This is a genomic window from Burkholderia anthinoferrum, from assembly GCF_002925705.1.
Taxonomy (GTDB): Bacteria; Pseudomonadota; Gammaproteobacteria; order Burkholderiales; family Burkholderiaceae; genus Burkholderia; species Burkholderia semiarida.
Window position 1 is genome coordinate 21582 of the sequence record NZ_LFZP01000030.1, and the last position, 22614, is coordinate 44195.

The window sequence follows — 22614 nt, forward strand, 5'->3', positions numbered from 1 at the left end:
CCCGATTCACCCAGGAGAATTGAAATGAAACGCACCGACGACGTCCTGCTCGTGATCGACGTGCAATACGACTTCATGCCGGGCGGCGCGCTCGCGGTGCCCGACGGCGATGCGGTCGTGCCGGTGATCAACGCGCTCGCGCAACGCTTCGACCAGGTCGTGCTCACGCAGGACTGGCACCCGCGCGAGCACGTGTCGTTCGCGGCGAACCATCCGGGCCGCGAGCCGTTTTCCACGCTGTCGCTGCCGTACGGCGAGCAGGTGCTGTGGCCCGTGCACTGCGTGCAGGACACCGACGGCGCGGCGCTGCATCGCGACCTCGACATCCCGCACGCGCGGCTCGTGATCCGCAAGGGCGGCGACGCGCAGGTCGACAGCTATTCCGCGTTCGTCGAGGCCGACCGCACGACACGCACGGGGCTCGCGGGCTATCTGCGCGAGCTCGGCGCGAAGCGCGTGTGGTGCTGCGGGCTCGCGACCGACTATTGCGTCGCGTGGTCGGCGCTCGATGCGCGCGCGGCCGGTTTCGAAGCCGCGGTGATCAACGATGCGTGCCGTGCGATCGACCTGAACGGGTCGCTCGCGCACGCATGGCAGCAGATGCAGGCAGCGGGCGTCGCGCATGTGACGTCCGCCGGCGCGCGCCCGGCGGCGTAGCGCATTTCCCATCCGATTCAGGACATGAAGCAGGACCGAAGGAGACTCGCATGACCGAAGCCGTAATCGTATCGACCGCACGCACGCCGCTCGCGAAGTCCTGGCGCGGCGCATTCAACATGACGCACGGCGCGACGCTCGGCGGCCACGTGGTCGCGGCCGCGCTCGAACGCGCGAAGCTCGATCCGGCGCGCGTCGAGGACGTGATCATGGGCTGCGCGAATCCCGAAGGCGCGACGGGCGCGAACATCGCGCGGCAGATCGCGCTGCGCGCGGGATTGCCGGTGAGCGTGCCGGGGATGACGGTGAACCGTTTCTGTTCGTCGGGGCTGCAGACCATCGCGCTGGCCGCGCAGCGGATCGTCGCGGGCGAAGGCGAGATCTATGTGGCCGGCGGCGTCGAATCGATCTCGTGCGTGCAGAACGAGATGAACCGGCACATGATCCAGGAAGGCTGGCTCGTCCAGCACAAGCCCGAGATCTACTGGAACATGCTGCAGACCGCGGAGAACGTCGCGAAGCGCTACGGCATCTCGAAGGAGCGGCAGGACGCGTACGGCGTGCAGTCGCAACTGCGTGCCGCGGCCGCGCAGGAAGCCGGGCGCTTTCGCGACGAGATCGTGCCGATCACCGTGCTCGCGGGCATCGCCGACAAGGCGACGGGCCGCCTGTACACGCAGGAAGTGACGGTCTCGGCCGACGAAGGCATCCGCCCCGACACGACGCTCGAAGGCGTGTCGAAGATCCGTTCGGCCGTGCCGGGCGGCGTGATCACCGCGGGCAATGCGAGCCAGTTCTCGGACGGCGCGTCGGCATGCGTGGTGATGAGCGCCGACGCCGCGCAACGCGAAGGGCTGCAGCCGCTGGGCGCGTTCCGCGGCTTCGCGGTGGCCGGCTGCGAACCGGACGAAATGGGTATCGGCCCGGTGTTCGCGGTGCCCAAACTGCTGAAGCAGGCCGGGCTGACAGTCGACGACATCGGCCTGTGGGAGCTGAACGAGGCGTTCGCGGTGCAGGTGCTGTACTGCCGCGACACGCTCGGGATTCCTGAGGAGCGCCTGAACGTGAACGGCGGCGCGATCGCGGTCGGCCATCCGTATGGCGTATCGGGCGCGCGCCTGACCGGCCATGCGCTGATCGAGGGCAAGCGGCGCGGCGTGAAGTACGTGGTCGTCACGATGTGCATCGGCGGCGGGCAGGGCGCGGCCGGCCTGTTCGAAATCCTCTGATCTTTGACCGGCCGCGGTGGCGCTTCGGCGTCACCGCACGCCGCCGCGATGAATCGGCGCGACCGATGCGCGATTCGCAACGACGGGGAAGCAAAAGGCATGCACCCGGCAATGCCGTTTCCCCTGACTTGTCAAACGAATTACCCCACCTATACTTGCTCTGACATTTGCCTTTCGGCACGATGGGTCAGATCATGCGTTGCGCGATCCGTGCCGCGAAGACTCCAATCAACGCAGCAGACCGACCGGGGACCGAATGAGTACGACCTATGCAGCCGGGGAACCGCCGCGCGTCGTCAGTGCGGCCGCAAGGCTCTACGCGAAATGCCTGCTGGTCGGATTCGCGTTGCTGCCTGCGTATCTGATTGCCTATCTGTGGTTCTTCAGCGACCGGAGCGTCGTATTCGAGAACCACGCTTTCCATGAAATCGCGATCGCGGCGGCGACGATCGAAGGCGCGTTCGTCACCTATGTGACGTGGGTGTGCTACCGGTCGTCCGGCGAGCCGCTGCTGCGCTGGCTGACGCTCGGCTTTCTCGGTTTCGCGATGATCTATGCGCTGCACGGCGCGTTCACCGGGATGGCGCATCACAATATCTGGCTGTTCCTGCTGTACGGGCCCGCGTCGCGGTTGGCGATGTCCGTGCTGCTGCTCACGGGCCTGCTGTCGTATTCGCGTCCGCCCGACCGGGTCGACAAGCGCACGAGCGCACGGACGTGGCTGCCTTGGATCGTGCTCTTCCTGATCGTCGACGTGGTGGTCGCGTACATCGCGTATTCGCCGGTTGCCGGTGCACTCGGCACGCGGCTGTCGATGGAAGGCGGCGCGCTGGTGTTCTCGCTGCTGAACGTGTGCCTGCTGCTCGCGCGGCGGATCCGCTCGCCGCTGATGGTGATCTACGGCATGTCGATCATGGCGTTCGCGCTGTCGTCGCTCGCGTTCATCCTCGGCAAGCCGTGGAATCACATGTGGTGGCTCGCGCATGCGATCTTCGCGGGCGGGTTCTTCCTGCTCAGTTACGGCGTCGTGCAGGCGCTGCAGACGACGCGCTCGTTCTCGGCGATCTACAGCCAGGAAGACCTGATGAGCCGCTTGTCCGAATCGATGGCGCGCACCGAAAGCGCGCTGCAGGAGCTGCGGCGCACGAACCAGAAGCTCGAGTACATGGCCGCGACCGACCCGATGACGGGCGCGTCGAACCGCCGCCAGTTCATCGCGCAGGTCGAGCGCGAGATCGTGCGGGCCGAGCGCGACGGCACGCCGTTCTGCCTGCTCGCGCTCGATCTCGACAATTTCAAGAACATCAACGATGCCTACGGGCACCAGATCGGCGATGAAGTGCTGCGCGGCGTCGTGCGCCAGTGCCTCGAGGCGATCCGGCCGGCGGGCGCGCTCGCGCGGGTCGGCGGCGAGGAGTTCATGGCGCTCCTGCCCGAGATGCCGCTCGAGGGCGCGCGGATGACGGCCGAGCGCGTGCGTTCGTCGATCGCGAGTGCGCCGTTCGGACTGGACTTCAAGCGCGTGCAGGTGACGGTCAGCGTCGGCGTCGCGCAATACGGCGTCGACGGCGGCACGGTCGATGCGCTGCTGCGGGTGGTCGACGAGCGGCTGTACCAGGCGAAGCGGGAAGGGCGCAACCGCGTGGTGACGCGCTAGTCCGCATGCCGGCGCCGGTGCCGGTGCCGGCCTGCACGCGCGTGGCGACGCGCTAGCGCGACGCCACGGCCGTCGCCTGCTTCGATCGTTCGTCCTGCATCGGCTGCGACGCCTGCCACCAGTACTTGCCCGCGCGCTGCTGCGGGTCGCGGATCGCGAGATACGTCGTACTCCAGAGTTGCGCCGCGTTGGCTTCGGTCGCATCGGCGCTGCGCGTGCCGAATGCGTCGGTCTGGTACTTGCCGTTCACGTAGGACCACGTCCACATTTCCGACGTGCGCATGTCGCGTCCGTTCGAGATCACCTGCCAGATCGTCTGCCGCGCCTGCGCGAGCAGCGTGCGTGTCGTGGCCGACAGGTCCTGGCGCGCTAGCTGGCGATCGAGCCCGGCCACCCACATCGCCTGCTGCCACGACCAGACTACCGTGCCGTGATACGCGGAGCTCGTGAACTTCGGCCACAGCGACGGGCTCGCATACGCGGGGTTCGCGATCAGCATCCCGGCATCGGTCACGAGCCCGGTCGGGAACGGCCGCGTGACGTCGCCGACGATCCGCTGGAGCTGATCGTCCGGCGGCGTGCCGAACAGCAGCGCGAAGCCGCCGTCCGAATGCATCACCGGAATCGGGTTGCCCTGCTGGTCGAGCGACAGCGCGTAGAAGGCCAGCGGTGCATTGGGCGCGGCGCCGGCCGGCACGCCGGCGGATGGCGCATAGGCCGACACGTCGGTCGCCGCCTGCGCGGCCGGCACGCTGACCTGGAACAGCGGCGGCGCCTGCGTTTCCCATGTGGCCGCCTCGTTCGCCGTGTTGGCGAGCGTCGCGCGTTGCTGCGCATCGAGATACGGATCGAGCAGGCCGCGGGCGAGGAACGCATTCGCCGCGCGCAGCGCGGCCGGCACGAGCACCGCGTTCACGTCGTACGGGTAGACGCCGCCGCCGAGGCCGTCGGTGCTGTCGCGCCAGTTGCCGACGATTTCGCCGGGCCGCAGGTGAATCAGGTTTGCCACCGACGGTTGCTGTGCGAACGGCTGCGCGGTCGTCGCGACGTGCAGCAGGTTGACGACGAGGCGGCTGCCGTTGGTCTGCCCGTCGCTGCCGCGCTGCGCCAGGTACGCGGCCGCGCGGGCCTGGCCGCGCGTATCGTCGATCAGCCACGCGGCGGCGATCGGTGCGAGCAGGTAGTCGCTGTCGATCATCTTGTAGTCGTAGGTCGGTGTCGCATCGTTCGGCCGCCCGTTCTTCTGGTTGTCGACCAGCGCGAATTCGCCGATGCCTTCCTCGTGCGCGACCTTGCCGTCGGGCGACAGGCGGCTCAGCACCGACGACAGCCCGGCCTCGATCGCCGCCGGTTCGAGCACGGGCATCAGCATGCGGACCGAGATCAGCGTGTCGCGGCCGAAGTACGTGTCGTATTGCCACGAACCGGCCAGCAGCTTGTCGTTGAAGCTCAGGAATTCGAGCACGTTCTGGCTGACCGGGTCGGGGTTCACGGACGGCGCGAACAGGTCGGCGTGCGTGATCGGCGACAGCTGCGTCTCGCCCGACAGCGCATCGATGTGCAGCTTCAGCGTGTGCGAGCCGGCCGGTGCGTTGAGCACGAGCTTGCCGCCGGCCGCCGGCGCGATGCTGCCGCCGTCGCGCAGCGTGATGCGCAGCGCATAGCCGGGCGCGCCGTCGAGCCGGTCGCGTTGCCATTGCGCGGTGCTGCCCTGGACCGTCGGCGCGGTGAGGATCTGCGGCGGAATCGTGGCGCCGCCGTTGAAGTCGCGCAGGAAGCGCACGTTGCTGAGCACGCCCTGGCGGATCGTCAGCGTAGCGGTATCGACCGACACGTCGGCGCCGATGCCGTACAGCGGACGGCCGTGCGCGTCCGGGGCCGACAGTGCGGCCGGCGGCGTGTCGAGGCTCCAGTTCACCGGCTGCGCGGTGTCGTCGAACCACAGTCCGGTGCCGCTATTGCCGGCGGGGAAGACCACGAGCAGACGCGGCTTCGTGGACGAGCGCGCCAGCAGGTGCGCGGCGACCTTGTCCTGCCGGTAGAACGCGTTGATCTGGCCGCCGGTGTCCATGCGGAACGACAACGCGGCGGTGTTCGACGGCGGGTTGTTCGATTTGACGTCGTCGTCGTTGCAGGCCGACAGCAGGCCGGCGCAGACGAGCCCGAGACACAGCGACTTCGCAAGGCGATGCATGTTGATGTCCCTCCTGATGACTCGCGATTTTTTATCTGGATGTTCCAATCGACGGATCTTGGGTCCGTCTGATCCCGTTTTGCATTCGTTGCGGCGAATGGCGGGAATTAAATCGGGGTGTTGCGCTTCTTCGAAAGGAAAACAGGCTGGCAAATAACCGGTTGGCCGATAAATGCCGAAAGCTGAAAACGGCAGAGGTGTGCGTCGATGCCCCGCGGGAAAGGCGATGAGACAGGCCTTCGCGCAGGTGAGCGGCGAATCCGGGGCGGCGCGGAAAATGATGCATAAGCCGTCGTAGGCGATTCTAAATTTACGGGAAAGTCGAAGTCAATAATGTTTTTGTTCTCGAATGTTGAATTGAAAAATGGGATGAAATTATTGCCAGTCGCTTCGGTAAAATGTGCGATTCAATGGATCCGAATTAACGTACTCCGGATATCCGGTGACAAAACGACCGGAAATACGATGCCGGGCCGGGCATTGATGCCCAACAGGAAATGAATCGCCGCGTTGTGTCGGGCAGTGTCGAGACAGGCCGATATGCAAATCGCGGCACGCGCGAGGCCGAGCAAACCGTGTTCCTGCGCCTGTGCCGCACGACGAGGGTCGTCGATGGATCGCTAGACAGTCCAAGGTTCACAAGCGTCATGTTTCAACGTTCTTGATAGTCATCCGGCAATGATCAATCGCTTTTTTCAACCGTTAGCGGAGCCCGTGATGCCTGCAAACAATCTCAAAGTTCGTCCTTTGGTCGGCGGGATCAAAATTGTGACCCCCAGCAAGATCGGCACTTTAGGTCTGGTCGTGGAATATGACGGCGGCACGTGCTTTGCGACGGCGGGCCATGTGTTCGGAAAGAAGGATGTGAAGGTGGGTCAGCCCGATGAGGCAAACCACGTGGGCGATCTGCTCATCAACTTCCTCGAGGAAAATCAGGATATCGCCCTCGTGACGGTGTTGTCGGGAGTCAAGGCAACGGCCAATGAGATATGGACGGACAGTGGTAAAAAACCGGTGGAGTTCGGCTCAAACGTTCGTCCCGTAAAGGGCCAGCGTTTGTGGTTGCAAGGTGCGCTCTCCGGTCTCGTGAGTTGCTCGGTTGCCGAGGCGGATGCGGATATCACGGTGCCTGGCACCAACGATAAGGTCAAGAACGTCGTCCTGCTCAACCTGGACGGCGACGCGCAGACCCAACCGGGTGACAGTGGCGCGCCCGTGGTGGGAAACGTGGATAGCAAGGACGTTTGCTACGGCGTGTACGGCGGGAAGGTCGTGGTCAGCTCAAGAACGTATGGATGGTTCACGCCGTTCGAGAACCTGGTTTGGGATTAGTTCGGCGTGGTCGAATGTGACGCTGTCAAAGCCCTGGGTGCAAGCGCGCTCGGGGCTTTTGCATTGGGGCGCCGGAACGCGAACCGAGTCGACAGGCGCCGGAGCGTCGCAACGCACGTGCCGACCTCAAGATACCGTCCATTGCCATCGGCAAGTTTGGTAGGCTTGTCGCCTGCGCGAGCTTGTCGGATCCTGATGCCGGGCAGGAGGGTGACCGTGAGCGAACGCCGGAAGGGTGTAAAGTGCCCGGCTGCCAAGGACGACAGGCCAATCGCCGAACCAACACGAACTGGAGCGAACGAAGTGATCAGACATATCGTCATGTGGAAGTTGAAGGAATCGGCCGAAGGCGCGACGCGCGCACAGAACGCGCTGAAGCTGAAGGAAAAGCTCGAAGGCTGCCGCGACCTCGTGCCGGGCACCCTGCAGATCGACGTCGGCGTGGCGACGCCGGGCCTCGATGCGACCGCCGACATCGTGCTCGTCTCCGATTTCGCCGACAAGGCCGCGCTCGACGCATACCAGGTGCATCCGGTTCACCAGGAAGTGAAGAAATTCGTCGTCGCGGTGGCCGAATCGCGCGAGTGCGTCGACTACATCGTCGACAACGCGTGATGAGCGACGCGGCAACCCCGACGGAAGGCCCGTCGATCGAAAGCCCGTTCGTCGATCTGCTCGGCGTGCAACTCGTGTCCGCGAAGGATGGCGCGAGCGAGATCGTGCTGCCGCTCGAGGAGCGGCACATGAACACGTGGAGCATCGCGCACGGCGGCGTGACGATGACGCTCGCCGATATCGCGCTCGCGATGGCGGCGCGCAGCCTGACCGACGACGGCGTCGGCGTCGTCACGGTCGAGATGAAGGTGAACTTCATGCAGCCGGGCCGCGGCGAGCTGCGCGCTTACGGGCGCGTGATGCACCGCTCGACGACGATGGCCTACTGCGAAGGCGAAGTGCGCGACAGCGACGGCAATTTCGTCGCGAAGGCGCTCGGCACGTTCAAGTACATGCGACGGCTCGCGGTCGGCCGGGACATCAAGCGGCAACGCTCGCGCACCGCGCCGGACGCGCAACCCGGCCCGAGCGACGCGTAAGCATCCGCCACGCACGGCCCTGTCTCTTCGATGCGGCAGGGCCGTTTCGTTTTGGAGCACGGGATGACGGTACATGGCACGGCGGCGCCTGCCCGGCGCGCGCGTGGCATCATGTGACGCTTGTCCGTTCACGACGCCGCACCGGCGCCGTCCACACCGATGCCGCTGAATCCGAAGATCGCTCAGGTGCTCGACATGATCGAGCGCGCGAAACGCCCGTCGTATCACCATCAGACGCCGCAGCAGGCGCGCGCCGCGTACGAGAAGAGCGCGCCGATCCTCGACGTCGCGCCGGCGCCGATGCATGCGGTGGAGGAATGCGTCGTACCGACGCGCGACGGCCGCACGATCGGCGCGCGCCTGTATCTGCCGGTCGCGCCGAGCCTCGCGGAGCCGCTGCCCGCGCTCGTGTACTACCACGGCGGCGGCTTCACGGTCGGCAGCGTCGACACGCACGATGCGCTGTGCCGGATGTTCGCGCACGACGCGCAATGCGCGGTGCTGTCGGTCGGCTACCGGCTCGCGCCCGAACACAAGTTTCCGACCGCGGTGAACGACGCGGACGACGCATTGCAGTGGCTGCATCGCGAGGCCGCCACGTTCGGCATCGACGCCGCGCGGCTGGCGGTCGGCGGCGACAGCGCGGGCGGCACGCTCGCGACGGTCTGCGCGGTGCTCGCGCGCGACGCGGGCATTCGTCTTGCGCTGCAGCTGCTGATCTACCCGGGCGTGACGGGCCACCAGGACACCGAATCGCACGCGCGGCTCGCGAGCGGCTACCTGCTGACGCAGGACACGATCCAGTGGTTCTTCACGCAATACGTGCGCGATCGGGCCGATCGCGACGACTGGCGTTTCGCGCCGCTCGACGGTACGCGCGGCGCGCCGTCGTTCGCCGGTGTCGCGCCCGCGTGGATCGCGACGGCCGAGTACGATCCGCTGAGCGACGAGGGCGCCGCGTACGCGGACAAGTTGCGCGCGGCCGGCAACGCGGTCACGCTGGTCTGCTATCCGGGGATGATCCACGAATTCTTCAAGATGGGCGGCTACGTGGCCGAGGTGCGGGCCGCGCATGCCGATGCGGTCGCGGCGCTGAAGGCCGCATTCGACGAGGTTTGACGGCGAGCGCCTGACGGTGCGCACGCCGCGGGAGGATGGCGATGACGAACGGCGTGGGCAGCGTGGAAACGGGCGACTGGACGGTACTGGGCGGCGACGCTGCGCGGATCCGCGACGCGGTGTTCGTGCGCGAGCAGCAGATTCCGCCGGAATGGGAACTCGACGACGACGATCCGCTGTCGCTGCATGCGGTCGCGTACCGGACCGACGCGGCGACCGGGCTGCGCCGCGCGGTCGCGACGGGGCGGCTGCTGCCGTCCGGCACGATCGGCCGCGTCGCGGTGCTGGCCGACGTGCGCGGGCAGGGCGTCGGGTCGGCCGTGCTGAATGCGCTGCTGGACGCCGCGCGGCGCCGCGGCGAAGCCGTCGTGCGGCTGTACGCGCAGGATTCGGCGGTGTCGTTCTATCTGCGGCACGGCTTCGCGGCGGTCGGCGAACCGTTCGTCGAAGCCGGCGTGCCGCACGTCGAGATGGCGCGCGCGCCGTAGCACGCCACGCGTGCGCTCAGCGCGGGCGCGCCGCGTCGATATCGAACGTGAACGCGCGCTCGAACGCGCCCGGGCGCACGGTGCGGTGCGAGCCGTCGTCGTCGCTGCGCTCCTTGACCTCGACCGTCAGCCGCACGCCTTCCTTCATCGTGACGCGCAGCGCGGTCGTGCCGCGCGTGCCGTATTCGGGCGTCTCGATGAACGCGGCCGACAGCGCGCGCTCGCGCTCGATCGGAATGCCCGTGTGCGGCAGTGCGTCGTCGTCCGCGACGTGCGGGTCGCGCATCAGCGCGATCAGTTCGTCGAGCGACGGGGTCGGATTGTCGGTGAGCAGCGTGCCGAGCTCCGCGCGCTTGCGCACCACTTTGGGCCAGGGCGTATCGAGCCGTGCATTCGACAGCGCATGCACGCCCGGCTCGATCGCGACGGGCGCGGCGACCCGGCTTTCGCCCTCCGGCGCGCGGTTGCAGAACCATGCGAGTTCGCGCCGGCGCCAGTCGCCGACGAGCAGGTTGAAGCCGTTGTAGACGGCCGCATGCTCGGCAAGCTGCGCGAGATAGTCGAGCGGCGCGACCGGCGTGCCGCCGAGAAAATCGGATACCAGCTTGCCGCGGGTCGGCGCGCCCGCGCGGATGTCGAACGGCGCGCGGTAGTTGGTCAGCGCGGCGAAGCGGCCGTCGCGCGAGACGCCGAGCCACGTGCCGCCGGCCTCGAGGTCGCGGCCGGCCAATACGCCCGGCACGTCTTCCCACCACGAGAGCGGCGCGCTGGTCCGGCGAAAGAACTCGTCGCGATTGGCCACGAGGGTAAAGACGGGACCGGCGGCGGCATCGGGCTGCCAGTCGAAGGCAATCAGACACATCGGGCGAATCTCTCGCAGGAAACGTCGCGCGCCGGCTGCGACTCGCGAGCCGGCGCGCGCACGGGTTGTCGGTGCATCAGGCTTCGGTCGGCCACGCGTACGGCAGCGCGTCGAACGCGAGCGCCGGGCCGTCGGCCGAACCGAGGTGCACCGAGCCGCTGTCGAGCGCGGCGAGCTTGATCTCGACGAGCGCGTCGACGCCGCCCGCCGGCGCGGCCGCCGCGTTGACGATCATCCCGCACGGCTGGCCCGGATCGTCGCTGTGGAACAGCTCGACGCCGGCATGCACGGTATCGGTCTCGCCGGCGACGTGCGCGAGCGCGGTGCGGCGCTTGATCGTGCCGCGGTACTGGCTGCGCGCCACCACTTCCTGGCCCGGGTAGCACCCTTTCCTGAAGTTAACGGCACCGATCACGTCGAAGTTGACCATCTGCGGCACGAACTGTTCGACGGCCGGCTGCGTGATGCGCGGCTCGCCCGCGCGAACGTCGAGCCAGTCCCACACGGCGGGCGACACGACGGGCAGCGTGCCGGCGAGCGCGGCGACGCGCGCGTCGACTTCGGCGCGCGGGCCGATCCACACATAGCGCTTGCGGCCGGCCGCATCGGGCACGCGGATCAGCGCGCCGGCCGGGCCGTCGACCTTCACGTGCACGCCGTCGGGCAGCGCATCGAAGATGCCCGACAGCGCGTCGCGCACGTCGCCCGCGAAGCCGGCCACCGCGAGCGTGTCGCTCGCGTCCGTCAGCTTCGCCTTCGCGCGCAGCACGAACATCGACAGCCGCTTCTGCACGGCCGGCTGCACGTCCTTCGACACGAGCAGGCGCACGTCGTGGCCGGCGCGCCACGCGAGGAACGACGCGAGCAGCCGGCCCTTCGGCGAGCAGTACCCGGACAGCCGCGCGCTGCCGGCATCGAGATGCTCGACGTCGTTGGTGAGCTGGCTGTGCAGGAACGTCGCGGCGTCGTCGCCGGCCACGTCGATCACGCCGAACTGCGGCAGCGGCATGCAGGCGGCCGGCGCATCGAAATCGGCGGCCGGCGGGCGGGGGAAAACGGGGAGCGAGGCGGATGCGGCCTGGGCAGCCGGTGAAGCGAACGGTGTGCTCATGGAATGAGGGAACAGTCAACCCTGACTTTGACGGAGGCGAGCAAGTATTATATGGGTCTTACCTGAGTCACGTTTCCATGTCCCTACTGAAGAAATGCGCCGCGACGATCGTGGCGCTGGCCGTCGTTGTGGCCGCTGCCGGCGCGGGCGGCGGGTATTACTGGGCGACCCGGCCGCTGTTGCTGGGCTCGGCATCGCTCGACGTCACGATCAAGCCGCGCAGCAGCGTGAAGAGCGTCGCGCTGCAGCTCCAGCGCGGCGGCGTGCCGGTCGAGCCGTTCGCGTTCGTCGCGATGACGCGCGTGCTCGGGCTGTCGAGCCGGCTCAAATCGGGCAACTACGAATTCAAGACCGGCATCACGCCGTACGACGTGCTGCAGAAGATCGCGCGCGGCGACGTGAACGAGTACGTCGCGACCGTCATCGAAGGCTGGACCTTCAAGCGGATGCGCGCGGAGCTCGACGCGAACCCCGATCTCACGCACGCGACGGCCGGCATGAGCGACGCCGAGCTGCTGCGCGCGATCGGCGCGCCGGAGAGCGCGGTGCAGCGCGGCAGCGGCGAGGGGCTGTTCTTCCCCGACACCTACCTGTTCGACAAGGGCACGAGCGACCTGAACATCTACCGGCGCGCCTACCGCCTGATGCAGGCGCGCGTCGACGAGGCCTGGGCCGCGCGCACGCCGGGGCTGCCGTACAAGTCGCCTTACGAAATGCTGACGATCGCGTCGATCGTCGAGAAGGAAACCGGCCATGCGGCCGATCGCGCGTTCGTCGCGGCCGTGTTCGCGAACCGGCTGCGCATCGGCATGCCGCTGCAGACCGATCCGTCGGTGATCTACGGGCTCGGCGACGCGTACGACGGCCGTCTGCGCAAGCGCGACCTGCAGGCCGACACTCCCTACAATACCTACACCCGACGCGGGCTGCCGCCCACGCCGATCGCGTTGCCGGGTGTCGCCGCGCTGCAGGCGGCGATCAATCCGGCCCCGACGAGCGCGCTCTATTTCGTCGCGAAGGGCGACGGCACGAGCGTGTTCTCGGACACGCTCGGCGACCACAACAAGGCCGTGGACAAGTACATACGAGGTCAATAATGGCGAGCGGTAAATTCATCACGTTCGAAGGCATCGACGGGGCGGGGAAGACCACCCACCTGCAATGGTTCTGCGAACGCCTCCAGGGCCGGCTGGCCGCGGCCGGCCGGCAGGTCGTCGTCACCCGCGAGCCGGGCGGCACGCAGCTCGGCGAGAAACTGCGCGAGATCCTGCTGAACCAGCCGATGGATCTCGAGACGGAAGCGCTGCTGATGTTCGCCGCGCGTCGCGAGCACCTCGCGCTCGTGATCGAGCCGGCGCTCGCGCGCGGCGACTGGGTCGTGTCCGATCGCTTCACCGACGCGACGTTCGCGTACCAGGGCGGCGGGCGCGGGTTGCCGCGCGACAAGCTCGAGACGCTCGAGCGCTGGGTGCAGGGCGGTTTCCAGCCCGATCTCACGGTGCTGTTCGACGTTGCGCCGCAGGTGGCGAGCGAGCGTCGCGGCGCCGCGCGCATGCCCGACAAGTTCGAAAGCGAATCCGATGCGTTCTTCTCGCGTACGCGCGCCGAATACCTGCGGCGAGCGGAGGAGGCGCCGCACCGCTTCGCGATCGTCGACGCGACGCGATCGATTCCCGAGATCCGCCAGCAGCTCGAACGCGTGCTCGCCGCGCTGTAACCCGCAAGGAACGCACCCCATGATCTATCCGTGGCAAACCGACGACTGGAACCGCCTGCAGCAACTGCGCGCGCAATGGCCGCATGCGCTGCTGCTGCACGGTCAGGCCGGGATCGGCAAGCTGCAGTTCGCGCAGCATCTCGCGCAGGGCTTCCTGTGCGAATCGCCGCAGCCGAACGGCGAGCCCTGCGGCGCCTGCGCGGCCTGCAACTGGTTCTCGCAGGGCAACCATCCGGACTACCGGATCGTGCTGCCCGAGGCGCTGGCGGGCGAGGCGCCGGGCGCGGCCGACGACGCGAAGCCGGCCGACGCGGACGAAGGCGGCAAGAAGACGCGGGCGCCGAGCAAGGAAATCAAGATCGAGCAGGTGCGGGCGCTGCTCGACTTCTGCGGGGTCGGCTCGCACCGCGGCGGCGCGCGCGTCGTCGTGCTGTATCCGGCCGAGGCGCTCAATGTCGCCGCGTCGAACGCGCTGCTGAAAACACTGGAGGAGCCGCCGCCCGGCGTCGTGTTCCTGCTCGTGTCGGCGCGCATCGACCGCCTGTTGCCGACGATCATCAGCCGCTGCCGCCAGTGGCCGATGACCGTGCCGGCGCCGGAGGCGGCCGCCGCGTGGCTCGCGGCGCAGGGCGTCGACCACGCCAGCGCGCTGCTCGCCGAAGCCGGCGGCGCGCCGCTCGCCGCGCTGGCGCTCGCGAGCGACGAGAACCGCCCGCTGCGCGACTACACGCTCGGGCAACTCGCGGCCGGCGCGGCGTGCGACCCGTTCGCATGCGGCGAGACGCTGCAGAAGCTGCCGGTGCCGCTGGTGCTCGGCTGGCTGCAGCGCTGGCTGTACGATCTGCTCGCGCAGCGGATGGCCGGCGCGCCGCGCTACTTCCCGACGCACGCGGCCGCCTTGGCGCGCTGCGCGGAAGCGGTCGACGCGAACGCATTCGCGCGCTTCATGAAAGCCGTGACGCGGCAGCGGACGGTCGAGAACCATCCGCTCAACGCGCGGCTCGTATTCGAGGAATTGTTTCTCGGATATCGGGAAATGTTCGCTTGATCCGGCATTGTTTCCGATGGGTTGCGAAACGATGAACGGGTCCCGCTGCGGCGCGGCCGTGGCCGCCCGGCCCGCGCACGTCGCCCGGTGCCGCCAGCCGGCGGGCGCATGAGCGCCCGTCTCACGTATTCAGGAAACACGATGTTCGTCGACTCTCACTGCCACATCAATTTCAAGGGCCTGGCCGACCGCCTGCCGGCCGTTCTCGAGAACATGCGCGAGCACGACGTCACGCATGCGCTGTGCGTGTCGGTCGATTTCGAGACGCTGCCGGACGTGCTCGCGATCGCCGAAGCGCACGACAACGTGTACGCGTCGGTCGGCGTCCATCCCGATCACGAGGACGCGCGCGAGCCGACGCTCGCGGAGCTCGTCGAGCTGGCCGCGCACCCGAAGGTCGTCGCGATCGGCGAAACCGGCCTCGACTACTACCGCCTCGAAGGCCGCTCGATCGCCGACATGGAATGGCAGCGCGAGCGTTTTCGCACGCACATCCGCGCGGCGAGCGCGACGATGAAGCCGCTGATCATCCACACGCGCGCGTCGTCGGAAGACACGCTGCGGATCATGGCCGAGGAGCGCGCGGACGTGCCGGGCGGCGTGATGCACTGCTTCACCGAGCCGTGGCCGGTGGCCGAGCAGGCGCTCGCGCGGAACTTCCATATCTCGCTGTCGGGCATCGTCACGTTCAAGAACGCGACCGACGTGCAGGACGTCGCGCGGCGCGTGCCGCTCGACCGGCTGCTGATCGAGACCGACTCGCCGTACCTCGCACCGGTACCGTATCGCGGCAAGCCGAATGAACCTGCGTACGTCAGCCATGTCGGACGCTTTATCTCATCCGAGCGCGGGATCGCCGTCGAGGCGCTCGCCGATGCGACGACGCAGAACTTTTTCCGGCTGTTCAAGATCGCCCGCTAACGACGCGCGCGCAGCCGACAACCCAGGGAAGGAGCCCACAACAATGACGAAGCCGACCAACCATCTGCCCAAACGCGCCCTCGTTGCCGCCGCATTCGTCGCGAGCGGCCTGTTCGCCGCCGCCGGCGCGCATGCCGAGTCGCTCGACGCGATCGTCAAGGCCGTCAAGTTCGACGACATCGCCGATATCGGCAAGCAGCTCAAGAGCGGCAAGCTCGATCCGAACACGCTCGCGCCGAACGGCGACCCGATCCTCGTGATCGCCGCGCGCGAGAAGTCCGACAAGGTCGCGGCCGTGATCGCGACGACGCCGAACGTCGACCTCGAGAAGGAAGACAAGGCCGGCGAAAACGCGCTGATGCTCGCATCGCTGAATGGCGACCTCGGCCTCGTCAAGCTGCTGATCGACAAGGGCGCGGAAGTCAGCAAGAAGGGCTGGGCGCCGCTTCACTACGCGGCGACCAACGGCCAGGACGCGGTCGTCAAGGTGCTGCTCGACCACGACGCGTACATCGATACCGCATCGCCGAACGGCACGACGCCGCTGATGATGGCCGCGCGCGGCAATCATGCGTCGACGGTCACGCTGCTGCTCGACCAGGGCGCGGATCCGCAGGTGAAGAACCAGCTCGGCATCACCGCGCTCGAGTTCGCGAAGCACTACAACGCGCCGGACGCGATCGAGATCCTGAGCAAGCGGACGACGCGTATCGGTGCGGGCACGCCGGCAGATGCTCAAAAGAGTGCAAAATAACGGTTTTTGGTGCGGCGGCGCCTGTCCGGCCAGCCGGCTTCCGGGCGGAGCAGGGCATCCGTTGCCGCACCGGCCAACGCAGCAGGCGGTCTCGGGCCGCCTTGACATAAGAAGGAACACCATGTTGCGCGCAATGTTTTGTGCCGCGGCGTTTGCCGTGCCGTTGTCGGCGGCGGCTTTCACGGGCGCGGATCTCGACCGGCTGTGCGCGAAGACGGACGTCAAGTCGCGGGCGTCGTGCGCGGCCTATATCGAAGGCGCCGCCGACGGCGTCTACAACACGATCGATGCGATCGGCGGCACCACGGGGCCGCGCGTCGGCCAGTATTTCTGCCTGCCGCCCGACATCCGGGCGCAACAGATGACGGACGCGGTGCGCAAGTACATCGCGGAAAATCCGAAGCTGGCCGACTACAACGCGAGCACCGCGGTGTCGCTCGGTCTCGGCAAGGCGTTTCCCTGCAGGAACGGCAGCTGATCTGACGCCGTGTCCGGGCGCGTGCGCGGCCCGGGCGTCGCCGACGCATCCAGGACGAAGCCAGTGGGCTTCATCACTCGAGGGCGCCGATGATTTCAATCGAGGAACTGCAGCGCATCGCCGATGCGCCGCTGCATTCGTGGCTCGGCACGCTGGGCGTGTCGGTCATCGTCATACTGGTCGTCACGGTCGTGCACCGCCTCGGCGCACGCATCGTCAAGCGCATCGCGCAGCCGTATCCGCTGATGAGCGCGATCCTGCGCTACATCGACAAGCCGTCGCTCGTCGTGCTGGCGCTGCTGGCGCTCGAATTCCTGTGGGTCCAGGCCGACGACGGCATGTCGTTCGTGCGCGGCATGCGCACCGCGGCCGCGGTCGGCTCGATCGTGTCGCTCACGTGGCTGCTGGTGCGGCTCGCGGCCGGCGTCGGCGACGCGATCATCCAGGCCCATCCGATCGATACGGCCGACAATCTTCAGGCACGGCGCGTCCATACGCAGGCCAAGGTGCTCGTGCGGACCGTGATGGTACTGATCGTGATCATCGGCACCGGCGCCGCGCTGATGACGTTCCCGAACGTGCGCCAGATCGGCGCGAGCCTGCTGGCGTCGGCCGGCGTCGCGGGGCTGGTCGCCGGTATCGCCGCACGGCCGGTGCTCGGCAACCTGATTGCCGGGTTGCAGATCGCGCTCACGCAGCCGATCCGGCTCGACGACGTGGTCGTGATCCAGGGCGAGTGGGGGCGTATCGAGGAAATCACCGGCTCGTTCGTGTCGGTGCGGCTGTGGGACCAGCGGCGCCTCGTCGTGCCGCTGCAGTGGATCATCGAGAACCCGTTCACGAACTGGACGCGCAGCAGCGCGGAGATCATCGGCACCGTCTACCTGTCGGTCGATTACCGCACGCCGCTCGCGCCGCTGCGCGAGGAACTCGCGCGGCTCGTCCACGCCGCGCCCGAGTGGGACGGCCGCGTGCAGGTGCTGCAGGTGACCGACGCGACGGAGCGCACGATGCAGTTGCGCGCGCTCGTCAGCGCGGCCGATTCGTCGTCGTGCTGGGATCTGCGCTGCCGCGTGCGCGAAGGGTTGATCGCCTATCTGCAGGACCGCTATCCGCAATGCCTGCCGCGCAGCCGGATGGAGCTGTATCCGCACGACGCGGCGCCCGATGCGCCGAATCGCGAACGGCCGCACGTGCGCTCGCCTGCCGCCAGCACGGCGGCCAACACCGCCGCCGACCCGCAGGCCGTCGAAGGCCGCTGAGCGCGGCCCGGCCCCTGCTTGCCATTTCCCGTTCCCATGACCGCGCTGAAGACGCTTGCCATCGCCAATTACCGCTCGCTGCGCGAGCTGATCGTGCCGCTCGCGGCGCTCAACGTCGTCACGGGCCGGAACGGCAGCGGCAAGTCGAGCGTGTACCGCGCGCTGCGGCTGCTCGCCGACACCGCACAGGGTCGCGTGATCCCGTCGCTCGCGCGCGAGGGCGGCTTGCCGTCGACGTTGTGGGCCGGCCCCGAGCGCTTCTCGCGCGCGATGCTGGCCGGCGAGGTGCCGGTGACGGGCACGGTGCGCAAGGGCCCGGTGAGCCTGAAGCTCGGTTTCGCGTGCGACGATTTCGGCTATGCGATCGATCTCGGCCTGCCATTGCCGAGCCGCTCGCAGTTCGCGCTCGACCCGGTGGTCAAGCGCGAGTGCATCTGGGGCGGCGCGGTGCTGCGCCCGTCCACTCTGCTGGTCGACCGGCAGGGCGCGCAGATCCGCGCGCGTACCGCGTCGGGCGACTGGCTGACGATCCCGCAGCCGGTCGCGAGCTTCGACAGCATGATGACCGAATTCGCCGATCCGACCGGCGCGCCCGAGATGATCGCGGTGCGCGAACGGATTCGCTCGTGGCGCTTCTACGACCATTTCCGGACCGATGCGCACGCGCCGGCGCGCCAGTCGCACATCGGCACGCATACGCCGGTGCTCGCGGACGACGGCGCCGACCTGGCCGCCGCGCTGCAGACGATCCGCGAAATCGGCGATGCCGCGGCGCTCGACGCGGCGATCGACGACGCGTTCCCCGGTGCGTCGGTCGAGATCGACAACCCGGGCGGCCGCGGCCGTTTCGACGTGCTGATGCGCCAGCCGGGGCTGCTGCGGCCGCTGGCGGCGGCCGAGCTGTCGGATGGCACGCTGCGTTACCTGCTGCTCGCGGCCGCGCTGCTGACGCCGCGGCCGCCGGCGCTGATGGTGCTGAACGAACCGGAGACGAGCCTGCATCCCGATCTGCTGCCGGCGCTCGGCCGCCTGATCGCGCAGGCCGCCCGGCGTTCGCAGGTGCTGGTCGTGTCTCACGCGGCGCGGCTCATCGCGACGCTCGAGCGCGAGGCCGGCTGCGAATCGCTGGTGCTCGACAAGCAGCTCGGCGCGACCGCGCTCGTCGATGCCGACTCGCGCGACCTGCCGGCGTGGAAGTGGCCGTCGCGTTGACAGCCTGACGGTGCGCCTGGGGCGTGATCGGCCCGGCCGGGCCCCGCTGCGAGGCGGCCGTGCCCGGTCGGCCGAATGTATCCGGTCTGTAACAACCCCCAAAAAATGAAAGACCAGCGGTTCCGCTCATCGGGATCGCGAATAATAATGAGATATTCGGCTGGCGCCACGCCGGCCGGCGCCGCATGGACGCAGGCGGGCGCGCGCAAGCGCGGAATCCCGCCGGCCGTACCGTAACGGACAGGACACAGGAGACGTGGACCATGAGAATTGCCCAGATCGCCCCGCTGACCGAATCCGTGCCGCCGAAGCTGTACGGCGGCACGGAGCGCGTCGTGTCCTACATCACCGAGGCGCTCGTCGACCTCGGCCACGATGTGACGCTGTTCGCGAGCGGCGATTCGACGACGCGGGCGACGCTCGAGGCCGTGTGGCCGCGCGCGCTGCGGCTCGATTCGTCGATCCGCGACCGGGTCGCGCCGCACATGCTGCTGATGGAGACGGTCGCGCGCCGCGCGAAGGATTTCGACGTGCTCCATTTCCACATGGACTACTACTCGTTCTCGGTCTTCAACCGGCAGGAAACGCCTTACGTGACGACGCTGCACGGCCGGCTCGACCTGCCCGAGCAGCAGCCGGTGTTCGACACCTTCAACACCGCGCCGGTGATCTCGATCTCCAATGCGCAGCGCCAGCCGCTGCCGCAGGCGAAATGGCTGACGACCGTCTATCACGGGCTGCCCGATACGCTGTACATGCCGCAGCCCGTCGAGCCGCGCTATCTCGCGTTCCTCGGCCGTATCTCGCCGGAAAAACGCGTCGATACCGCGATCCGCATCGCGCGCCAGTGCGGGCTGCCGATCCGGATCGCCGCGAAGATCGACGCGGCCGACCAGGAATACTTCGACCGCGAGATCAAGCCGCTCTTCGCGTTGCCGCACGTCGAGTACATCGGCGAGATCGCCGATCACGAGAAGGCCGAATTCCTGTCGGGCGCGCATGCGCTGCTGTTTCCGATCGACTGGCCGGAGCCGTTCGGCCTGGTGATGATCGAGGCGATGTCGTGCGGCACGCCGGTCATCGCATTCAACCGCGGCGCGGTGCCCGAAGTGGTGGACGAGGGCGTGTCGGGGTTCATCGTCGAGGATGAAATCAGCGCGGTGGCCGCGGTGAACCGGTTGCACCTGCTGCCGCGTGCGCGCGTGCGGCAGCGCTTCGACGAGCGCTTCACGTCGCGCCGGATGGCGCAGCAGTACGTGGACGTGTACCAGTCGGTGATCCGCGCGCAGAAGCGTTCGCGCTTCAAGGTGATCGACTCGACGACCTGAGCGGTCCGAGCAGCCTGGCCGACCTGGCGCGCGGCGCGGGCGGATAAAAAAACGGCGATGCCCGCGAGGACATCGCCGTTTGCGCATGCCCGGCGCGCAGCGCCCGGGCAGTGCGTCAACGTCAGATCTTGAGCTTCGTGACCTTGGTGCCGTTGATCGACACGTCGCCCATCAGGCCGGCGTTCGTCAGCACGACGACCTGGATCGGCGCGGTGGCCGTGTTGGAATCGACCGCGCCGTTCGCGCCCATCTTCACGAGCGCGACCGATGCGCCGGCGCCGGCTGCCCAGCCGTCCGAGCTGCGGAATTCGTCGAGCGCCTGCTGCGTCATGAACAGGAACACGACCGCCTTCGACTGCGCGCCGGCCTGCAGGCCGACCGACAGCGACGACGTGTTGTAGTAGCCGACGGTGCTGCCGCCTACGCGCAGCGCGCCGTTGCCGGACTGGGCCCCGACGATGAAGCCGGCCTGGAGCACTTCGGGGAAGACCAGCACGCCGCGCGATTTCGCGACGAGCTCGCGCGAGCCCTTGACGGTGGAGTACATGCGCGACAGCGTGGCGTCGACGCTCGCGTCGATCGACTGACGCTTCGACGCGTTGGTGGCGGCATTGTCCGGCTTGTCCGGGGTGGTGGTGCAACCGGTGAGCGCGAGGCTACCGACGATGAGCGCGGCGGCGGCTTTGAGCACAAGAGTCCGTTTTTGCATCGTTGTTCTCCATCGGATGATGTTCGGAGTGAGTCTCGCTCAAGGAGCGGATCACGTCGGCAGTTATATCACAGCGGATCAGGGCCACTTTTCGTTGCCACGTGAAAAAGCGTCAAATCGCGCGCGGGTGTCGCGGCGCGCCAACGGACGAAGCGACGCCCGCGCGACGCGCGCCTCGCACGGGGGCGTCGTGCGGGAACGTGCGGGCGATTGCAGGGGCGGCGCCCGCGGCGCGCCGGTGTCAGTGCGTGACGGGGGGAACGGGCGGCTTGATGGGCGGGCGGCGCAGCGCGCGACGGATCAGCGCGATCACGACGCCGCACGCGAACAGGAACGCGGCCGGGACGACCCAGTAGCCGACGAACGCATGCCACAGGTAGCCGGCGAGCGTATTGCGGCGCACGACGTATTCGTCGCGAGCCGCCTGCTGGCGCGGCGCGTTGGCCGCCAGCACATCGGCCGGGCAACCGGCCGCGCGCGCCTCGTCGGCATCCCCGCGGCACTTCGCGGCGGCGCCGGCGGCCTGCTGCGCGTCGGTGAGCTGCCAGGTGGTCAGCGCGAGCTGCAGGTCGGCCTTGTTGTAGGCCATTTCCTCGCGGATCTCGCGCACGGCGACGATCGCGACGGGCACGGCCCAGAACACGATCACGATCAGCCAGCGGCGAAACCAGCGGTGTTGTCTCCATGCCATCCAGGCCTCCGTTTGACGCGCGTGCGCGTTCGTCTCGAGGGCGGCCCGATGGCGCTTCTTGGTCTTGGGTGGGCCGCGTTGCAGCCATCATAGAAGAAAACGCGGCGAATTGCCGCACCCGAATTACCGCCCCTGTGGCGGCGTCGGGACGGCGGGCCGGAAAACGGGGAGGGACAGGCGGCGTGCGCGCGTCGATGCGCGTGCAACGAAAATGAAAATGCCGCGCCCGCCGAAGCGGTGCGCGGCATTCGAGACGGGAGCGCCGGAACTCAGGCGGCCGGCTGATTGCTCAGGCAGCTCTTCATGAACGCCTTGCGATCGTCCCCCTTCTTGCCGGTGGCCTGCGTGTTGCACGCCTTCATCTTTTCCTGCTGCGTCATCGCCTTCGCGGGCTTCGCCGACAGGCAGTCCTTCATGAACGCCTTGCGTTCGTCGCCCGTCTTGCCGGCTGCCTGCGTGTTACAGGCCTTCATCTTGTCCTGCTGGCTGTTCGCCGCGAAGGCGGGGGAAGCCAGCATGCCGCCGAGAAGCAGTGCGGCTACGAGCGATTGGATTTTCATTTCGACACTCCCATGGGGTGAATTGCGCGTGATCGACGCCGTCATGAAGCTCGACGCGACGTGGACAGGGCCACATCGCACCACGCGTTCCGATTATGGCAAATCAAGGTGAAAACACCAAAACGGCACTTTCTATAACGTTGCGGACGCCATGGCCGTTGACGGCGCACGCGGCCAGGAGATCGGGACAA

At 68.0% G+C, this 22614-nt stretch carries 23 protein-coding genes; 17 read left to right on the forward strand and 6 right to left on the reverse strand.

What is annotated here, in order from left to right:
* Window positions 1-24: 24 nt before the first annotated feature.
* The 3 genes from pncA (at window position 25) to C5F75_RS08785 (ending at window position 3543) form a co-directional block, all read left to right on the forward strand.
* The gene (gene pncA, locus C5F75_RS08775; protein ID WP_039367118.1) at window positions 25-657 is read left to right on the forward strand and encodes a bifunctional nicotinamidase/pyrazinamidase; all 633 of its coding nucleotides are present in this window, start codon (window positions 25-27) and stop codon (window positions 655-657) included.
* Between the two features lie 50 nt (window positions 658-707).
* Window positions 708-1886: an acetyl-CoA C-acyltransferase gene (locus tag C5F75_RS08780; RefSeq protein WP_059585195.1), complete on the forward strand. Its 1179-nt coding sequence runs from the start codon at window positions 708-710 to the stop codon at window positions 1884-1886.
* A 256-nt stretch (window positions 1887-2142) separates the two neighbouring features.
* Complete coding sequence (locus C5F75_RS08785) at window positions 2143-3543, forward strand: GGDEF domain-containing protein (RefSeq protein WP_059585196.1); 1401 nt, start codon at window positions 2143-2145, stop codon at window positions 3541-3543.
* 52 nt (window positions 3544-3595) lie between these two features.
* Here the strand turns inward: C5F75_RS08785 and C5F75_RS08790 are convergent, their stop codons facing one another.
* Window positions 3596-5737 (reverse strand): glucosidase family protein, encoded by a 2142-nt coding sequence (locus C5F75_RS08790; protein WP_104012107.1) that lies wholly within the window; start codon window positions 5735-5737, stop codon window positions 3596-3598.
* A gap of 717 nt (window positions 5738-6454) precedes the next feature.
* On the opposite strand from C5F75_RS08790, the gene C5F75_RS08795 reads away from it, so the two are divergent.
* The 5 genes from C5F75_RS08795 (at window position 6455) to C5F75_RS08815 (ending at window position 9770) form a co-directional block, all read left to right on the forward strand.
* The gene (locus C5F75_RS08795; protein ID WP_146075192.1) at window positions 6455-7069 is read left to right on the forward strand and encodes a trypsin-like peptidase domain-containing protein; all 615 of its coding nucleotides are present in this window, start codon (window positions 6455-6457) and stop codon (window positions 7067-7069) included.
* Between the two features lie 303 nt (window positions 7070-7372).
* Window positions 7373-7684, forward strand: a complete 312-nt coding sequence (locus tag C5F75_RS08800) for a Dabb family protein (RefSeq protein WP_059585240.1) — start codon at window positions 7373-7375, stop codon at window positions 7682-7684.
* Window positions 7684-8163, forward strand: coding sequence for a PaaI family thioesterase (locus C5F75_RS08805; RefSeq protein WP_006483907.1), 480 nt, complete (start codon window positions 7684-7686; stop codon window positions 8161-8163). Before C5F75_RS08800 ends, C5F75_RS08805 begins: the two co-directional genes overlap by 1 nt.
* Window positions 8164-8322: 159 nt before the next feature.
* Complete coding sequence (locus C5F75_RS08810) at window positions 8323-9282, forward strand: alpha/beta hydrolase (protein ID WP_104012109.1); 960 nt, start codon at window positions 8323-8325, stop codon at window positions 9280-9282.
* Window positions 9283-9323: 41 nt separating this feature from the next.
* The gene (locus tag C5F75_RS08815; RefSeq protein ID WP_059585329.1) at window positions 9324-9770 is read left to right on the forward strand and encodes a GNAT family N-acetyltransferase; all 447 of its coding nucleotides are present in this window, start codon (window positions 9324-9326) and stop codon (window positions 9768-9770) included.
* Between the two features lie 16 nt (window positions 9771-9786).
* On the opposite strand, the gene C5F75_RS08820 is transcribed toward C5F75_RS08815, so the two are convergent.
* Window positions 9787-10632, reverse strand: a complete 846-nt coding sequence (locus C5F75_RS08820) for an NRDE family protein (RefSeq protein WP_059585242.1) — start codon at window positions 10630-10632, stop codon at window positions 9787-9789.
* Between the two features lie 76 nt (window positions 10633-10708).
* Entirely contained in the window at window positions 10709-11743 is a 1035-nt protein-coding gene (gene ygfZ, locus C5F75_RS08825) for a CAF17-like 4Fe-4S cluster assembly/insertion protein YgfZ (protein WP_059585243.1), read from the reverse strand.
* Between the two features lie 77 nt (window positions 11744-11820).
* On the opposite strand from ygfZ, the gene mltG reads away from it, so the two are divergent.
* The 9 genes from mltG to C5F75_RS08870 all read left to right on the forward strand — a co-directional run bounded on the left by mltG (window position 11821) and on the right by C5F75_RS08870 (window position 20463).
* Window positions 11821-12840, forward strand: coding sequence for an endolytic transglycosylase MltG (gene mltG / locus C5F75_RS08830; protein WP_059585244.1), 1020 nt, complete (start codon window positions 11821-11823; stop codon window positions 12838-12840).
* Window positions 12840-13460: a dTMP kinase gene (gene tmk, locus C5F75_RS08835; protein WP_006478605.1), complete on the forward strand. Its 621-nt coding sequence runs from the start codon at window positions 12840-12842 to the stop codon at window positions 13458-13460. The genes mltG and tmk overlap by 1 nt, the downstream gene beginning before the upstream one ends.
* Before the next feature lie 19 nt (window positions 13461-13479).
* A complete protein-coding gene (locus tag C5F75_RS08840) occupies window positions 13480-14508 on the forward strand; it encodes a DNA polymerase III subunit delta' (protein ID WP_059585245.1) in 1029 nt (342 codons plus the stop codon).
* 141 nt (window positions 14509-14649) lie between these two features.
* Window positions 14650-15429 (forward strand): TatD family hydrolase, encoded by a 780-nt coding sequence (locus C5F75_RS08845; RefSeq protein ID WP_104012110.1) that lies wholly within the window; start codon window positions 14650-14652, stop codon window positions 15427-15429.
* Between the two features lie 43 nt (window positions 15430-15472).
* Window positions 15473-16183: an ankyrin repeat domain-containing protein gene (locus tag C5F75_RS08850; protein ID WP_059585247.1), complete on the forward strand. Its 711-nt coding sequence runs from the start codon at window positions 15473-15475 to the stop codon at window positions 16181-16183.
* A 121-nt stretch (window positions 16184-16304) separates the two neighbouring features.
* Window positions 16305-16661 carry a Rap1a/Tai family immunity protein gene (locus C5F75_RS08855; protein ID WP_059585248.1) on the forward strand — a complete coding sequence of 119 codons (357 nt, stop codon included), beginning with the start codon at window positions 16305-16307 and terminating at the stop codon, window positions 16659-16661.
* Between the two features lie 89 nt (window positions 16662-16750).
* A complete protein-coding gene (locus tag C5F75_RS08860; protein WP_059585249.1) occupies window positions 16751-17923 on the forward strand; it encodes a mechanosensitive ion channel family protein in 1173 nt (390 codons plus the stop codon).
* Between the two features lie 36 nt (window positions 17924-17959).
* On the forward strand, window positions 17960-19135 hold the full coding sequence (locus tag C5F75_RS08865) for an AAA family ATPase (protein WP_059585250.1): 1176 nt from the start codon (window positions 17960-17962) through the stop codon (window positions 19133-19135).
* A 263-nt stretch (window positions 19136-19398) separates the two neighbouring features.
* Entirely contained in the window at window positions 19399-20463 is a 1065-nt protein-coding gene (locus tag C5F75_RS08870) for a glycosyltransferase family 4 protein (RefSeq protein WP_059585251.1), read from the forward strand.
* A 121-nt stretch (window positions 20464-20584) separates the two neighbouring features.
* Here C5F75_RS08870 and C5F75_RS08875 read toward each other — a convergent pair whose 3' ends face one another.
* The 3 genes from C5F75_RS08875 to C5F75_RS08885 form a co-directional block, all read right to left on the reverse strand.
* Window positions 20585-21172, reverse strand: coding sequence for a BPSL1445 family SYLF domain-containing lipoprotein (locus tag C5F75_RS08875; protein WP_059585252.1), 588 nt, complete (start codon window positions 21170-21172; stop codon window positions 20585-20587).
* A 241-nt stretch (window positions 21173-21413) separates the two neighbouring features.
* Complete coding sequence (locus C5F75_RS08880; RefSeq protein WP_059585253.1) at window positions 21414-21863, reverse strand: hypothetical protein; 450 nt, start codon at window positions 21861-21863, stop codon at window positions 21414-21416.
* Between the two features lie 269 nt (window positions 21864-22132).
* Window positions 22133-22423 carry a PsiF family protein gene (locus tag C5F75_RS08885; protein ID WP_059585254.1) on the reverse strand — a complete coding sequence of 97 codons (291 nt, stop codon included), beginning with the start codon at window positions 22421-22423 and terminating at the stop codon, window positions 22133-22135.
* Window positions 22424-22614 lie beyond the last annotated feature (191 nt).

What these genes read in the sequence shown, in the direction of transcription:
- pncA (WP_039367118.1), top strand. Translation starts at nt 25, where the DNA reads ATGAAACGCACCGACGACGTCCTGCTCGTGATCGACGTGCAATACGAC.
- C5F75_RS08780 (WP_059585195.1), top strand. Translation starts at nt 708, where the DNA reads ATGACCGAAGCCGTAATCGTATCGACCGCACGCACGCCGCTCGCGAAG.
- C5F75_RS08785 (WP_059585196.1), top strand. Translation starts at nt 2,143, where the DNA reads ATGAGTACGACCTATGCAGCCGGGGAACCGCCGCGCGTCGTCAGTGCG.
- C5F75_RS08790 (WP_104012107.1), bottom strand. Translation starts at nt 5,737, where the DNA reads ATGCATCGCCTTGCGAAGTCGCTGTGTCTCGGGCTCGTCTGCGCCGGC.
- C5F75_RS08795 (WP_146075192.1), top strand. Translation starts at nt 6,455, where the DNA reads ATGCCTGCAAACAATCTCAAAGTTCGTCCTTTGGTCGGCGGGATCAAA.
- C5F75_RS08805 (WP_006483907.1), top strand. Translation starts at nt 7,684, where the DNA reads ATGAGCGACGCGGCAACCCCGACGGAAGGCCCGTCGATCGAAAGCCCG.
- C5F75_RS08810 (WP_104012109.1), top strand. Translation starts at nt 8,323, where the DNA reads ATGCCGCTGAATCCGAAGATCGCTCAGGTGCTCGACATGATCGAGCGC.
- C5F75_RS08815 (WP_059585329.1), top strand. Translation starts at nt 9,324, where the DNA reads ATGACGAACGGCGTGGGCAGCGTGGAAACGGGCGACTGGACGGTACTG.
- C5F75_RS08820 (WP_059585242.1), bottom strand. Translation starts at nt 10,632, where the DNA reads ATGTGTCTGATTGCCTTCGACTGGCAGCCCGATGCCGCCGCCGGTCCC.
- ygfZ (WP_059585243.1), bottom strand. Translation starts at nt 11,743, where the DNA reads ATGAGCACACCGTTCGCTTCACCGGCTGCCCAGGCCGCATCCGCCTCG.
- mltG (WP_059585244.1), top strand. Translation starts at nt 11,821, where the DNA reads ATGTCCCTACTGAAGAAATGCGCCGCGACGATCGTGGCGCTGGCCGTC.
- tmk (WP_006478605.1), top strand. Translation starts at nt 12,840, where the DNA reads ATGGCGAGCGGTAAATTCATCACGTTCGAAGGCATCGACGGGGCGGGG.
- C5F75_RS08840 (WP_059585245.1), top strand. Translation starts at nt 13,480, where the DNA reads ATGATCTATCCGTGGCAAACCGACGACTGGAACCGCCTGCAGCAACTG.
- C5F75_RS08845 (WP_104012110.1), top strand. Translation starts at nt 14,650, where the DNA reads ATGTTCGTCGACTCTCACTGCCACATCAATTTCAAGGGCCTGGCCGAC.
- C5F75_RS08850 (WP_059585247.1), top strand. Translation starts at nt 15,473, where the DNA reads ATGACGAAGCCGACCAACCATCTGCCCAAACGCGCCCTCGTTGCCGCC.
- C5F75_RS08855 (WP_059585248.1), top strand. Translation starts at nt 16,305, where the DNA reads ATGTTGCGCGCAATGTTTTGTGCCGCGGCGTTTGCCGTGCCGTTGTCG.
- C5F75_RS08860 (WP_059585249.1), top strand. Translation starts at nt 16,751, where the DNA reads ATGATTTCAATCGAGGAACTGCAGCGCATCGCCGATGCGCCGCTGCAT.
- C5F75_RS08865 (WP_059585250.1), top strand. Translation starts at nt 17,960, where the DNA reads ATGACCGCGCTGAAGACGCTTGCCATCGCCAATTACCGCTCGCTGCGC.
- C5F75_RS08870 (WP_059585251.1), top strand. Translation starts at nt 19,399, where the DNA reads ATGAGAATTGCCCAGATCGCCCCGCTGACCGAATCCGTGCCGCCGAAG.
- C5F75_RS08875 (WP_059585252.1), bottom strand. Translation starts at nt 21,172, where the DNA reads ATGCAAAAACGGACTCTTGTGCTCAAAGCCGCCGCCGCGCTCATCGTC.
- C5F75_RS08880 (WP_059585253.1), bottom strand. Translation starts at nt 21,863, where the DNA reads ATGGCATGGAGACAACACCGCTGGTTTCGCCGCTGGCTGATCGTGATC.
- C5F75_RS08885 (WP_059585254.1), bottom strand. Translation starts at nt 22,423, where the DNA reads ATGAAAATCCAATCGCTCGTAGCCGCACTGCTTCTCGGCGGCATGCTG.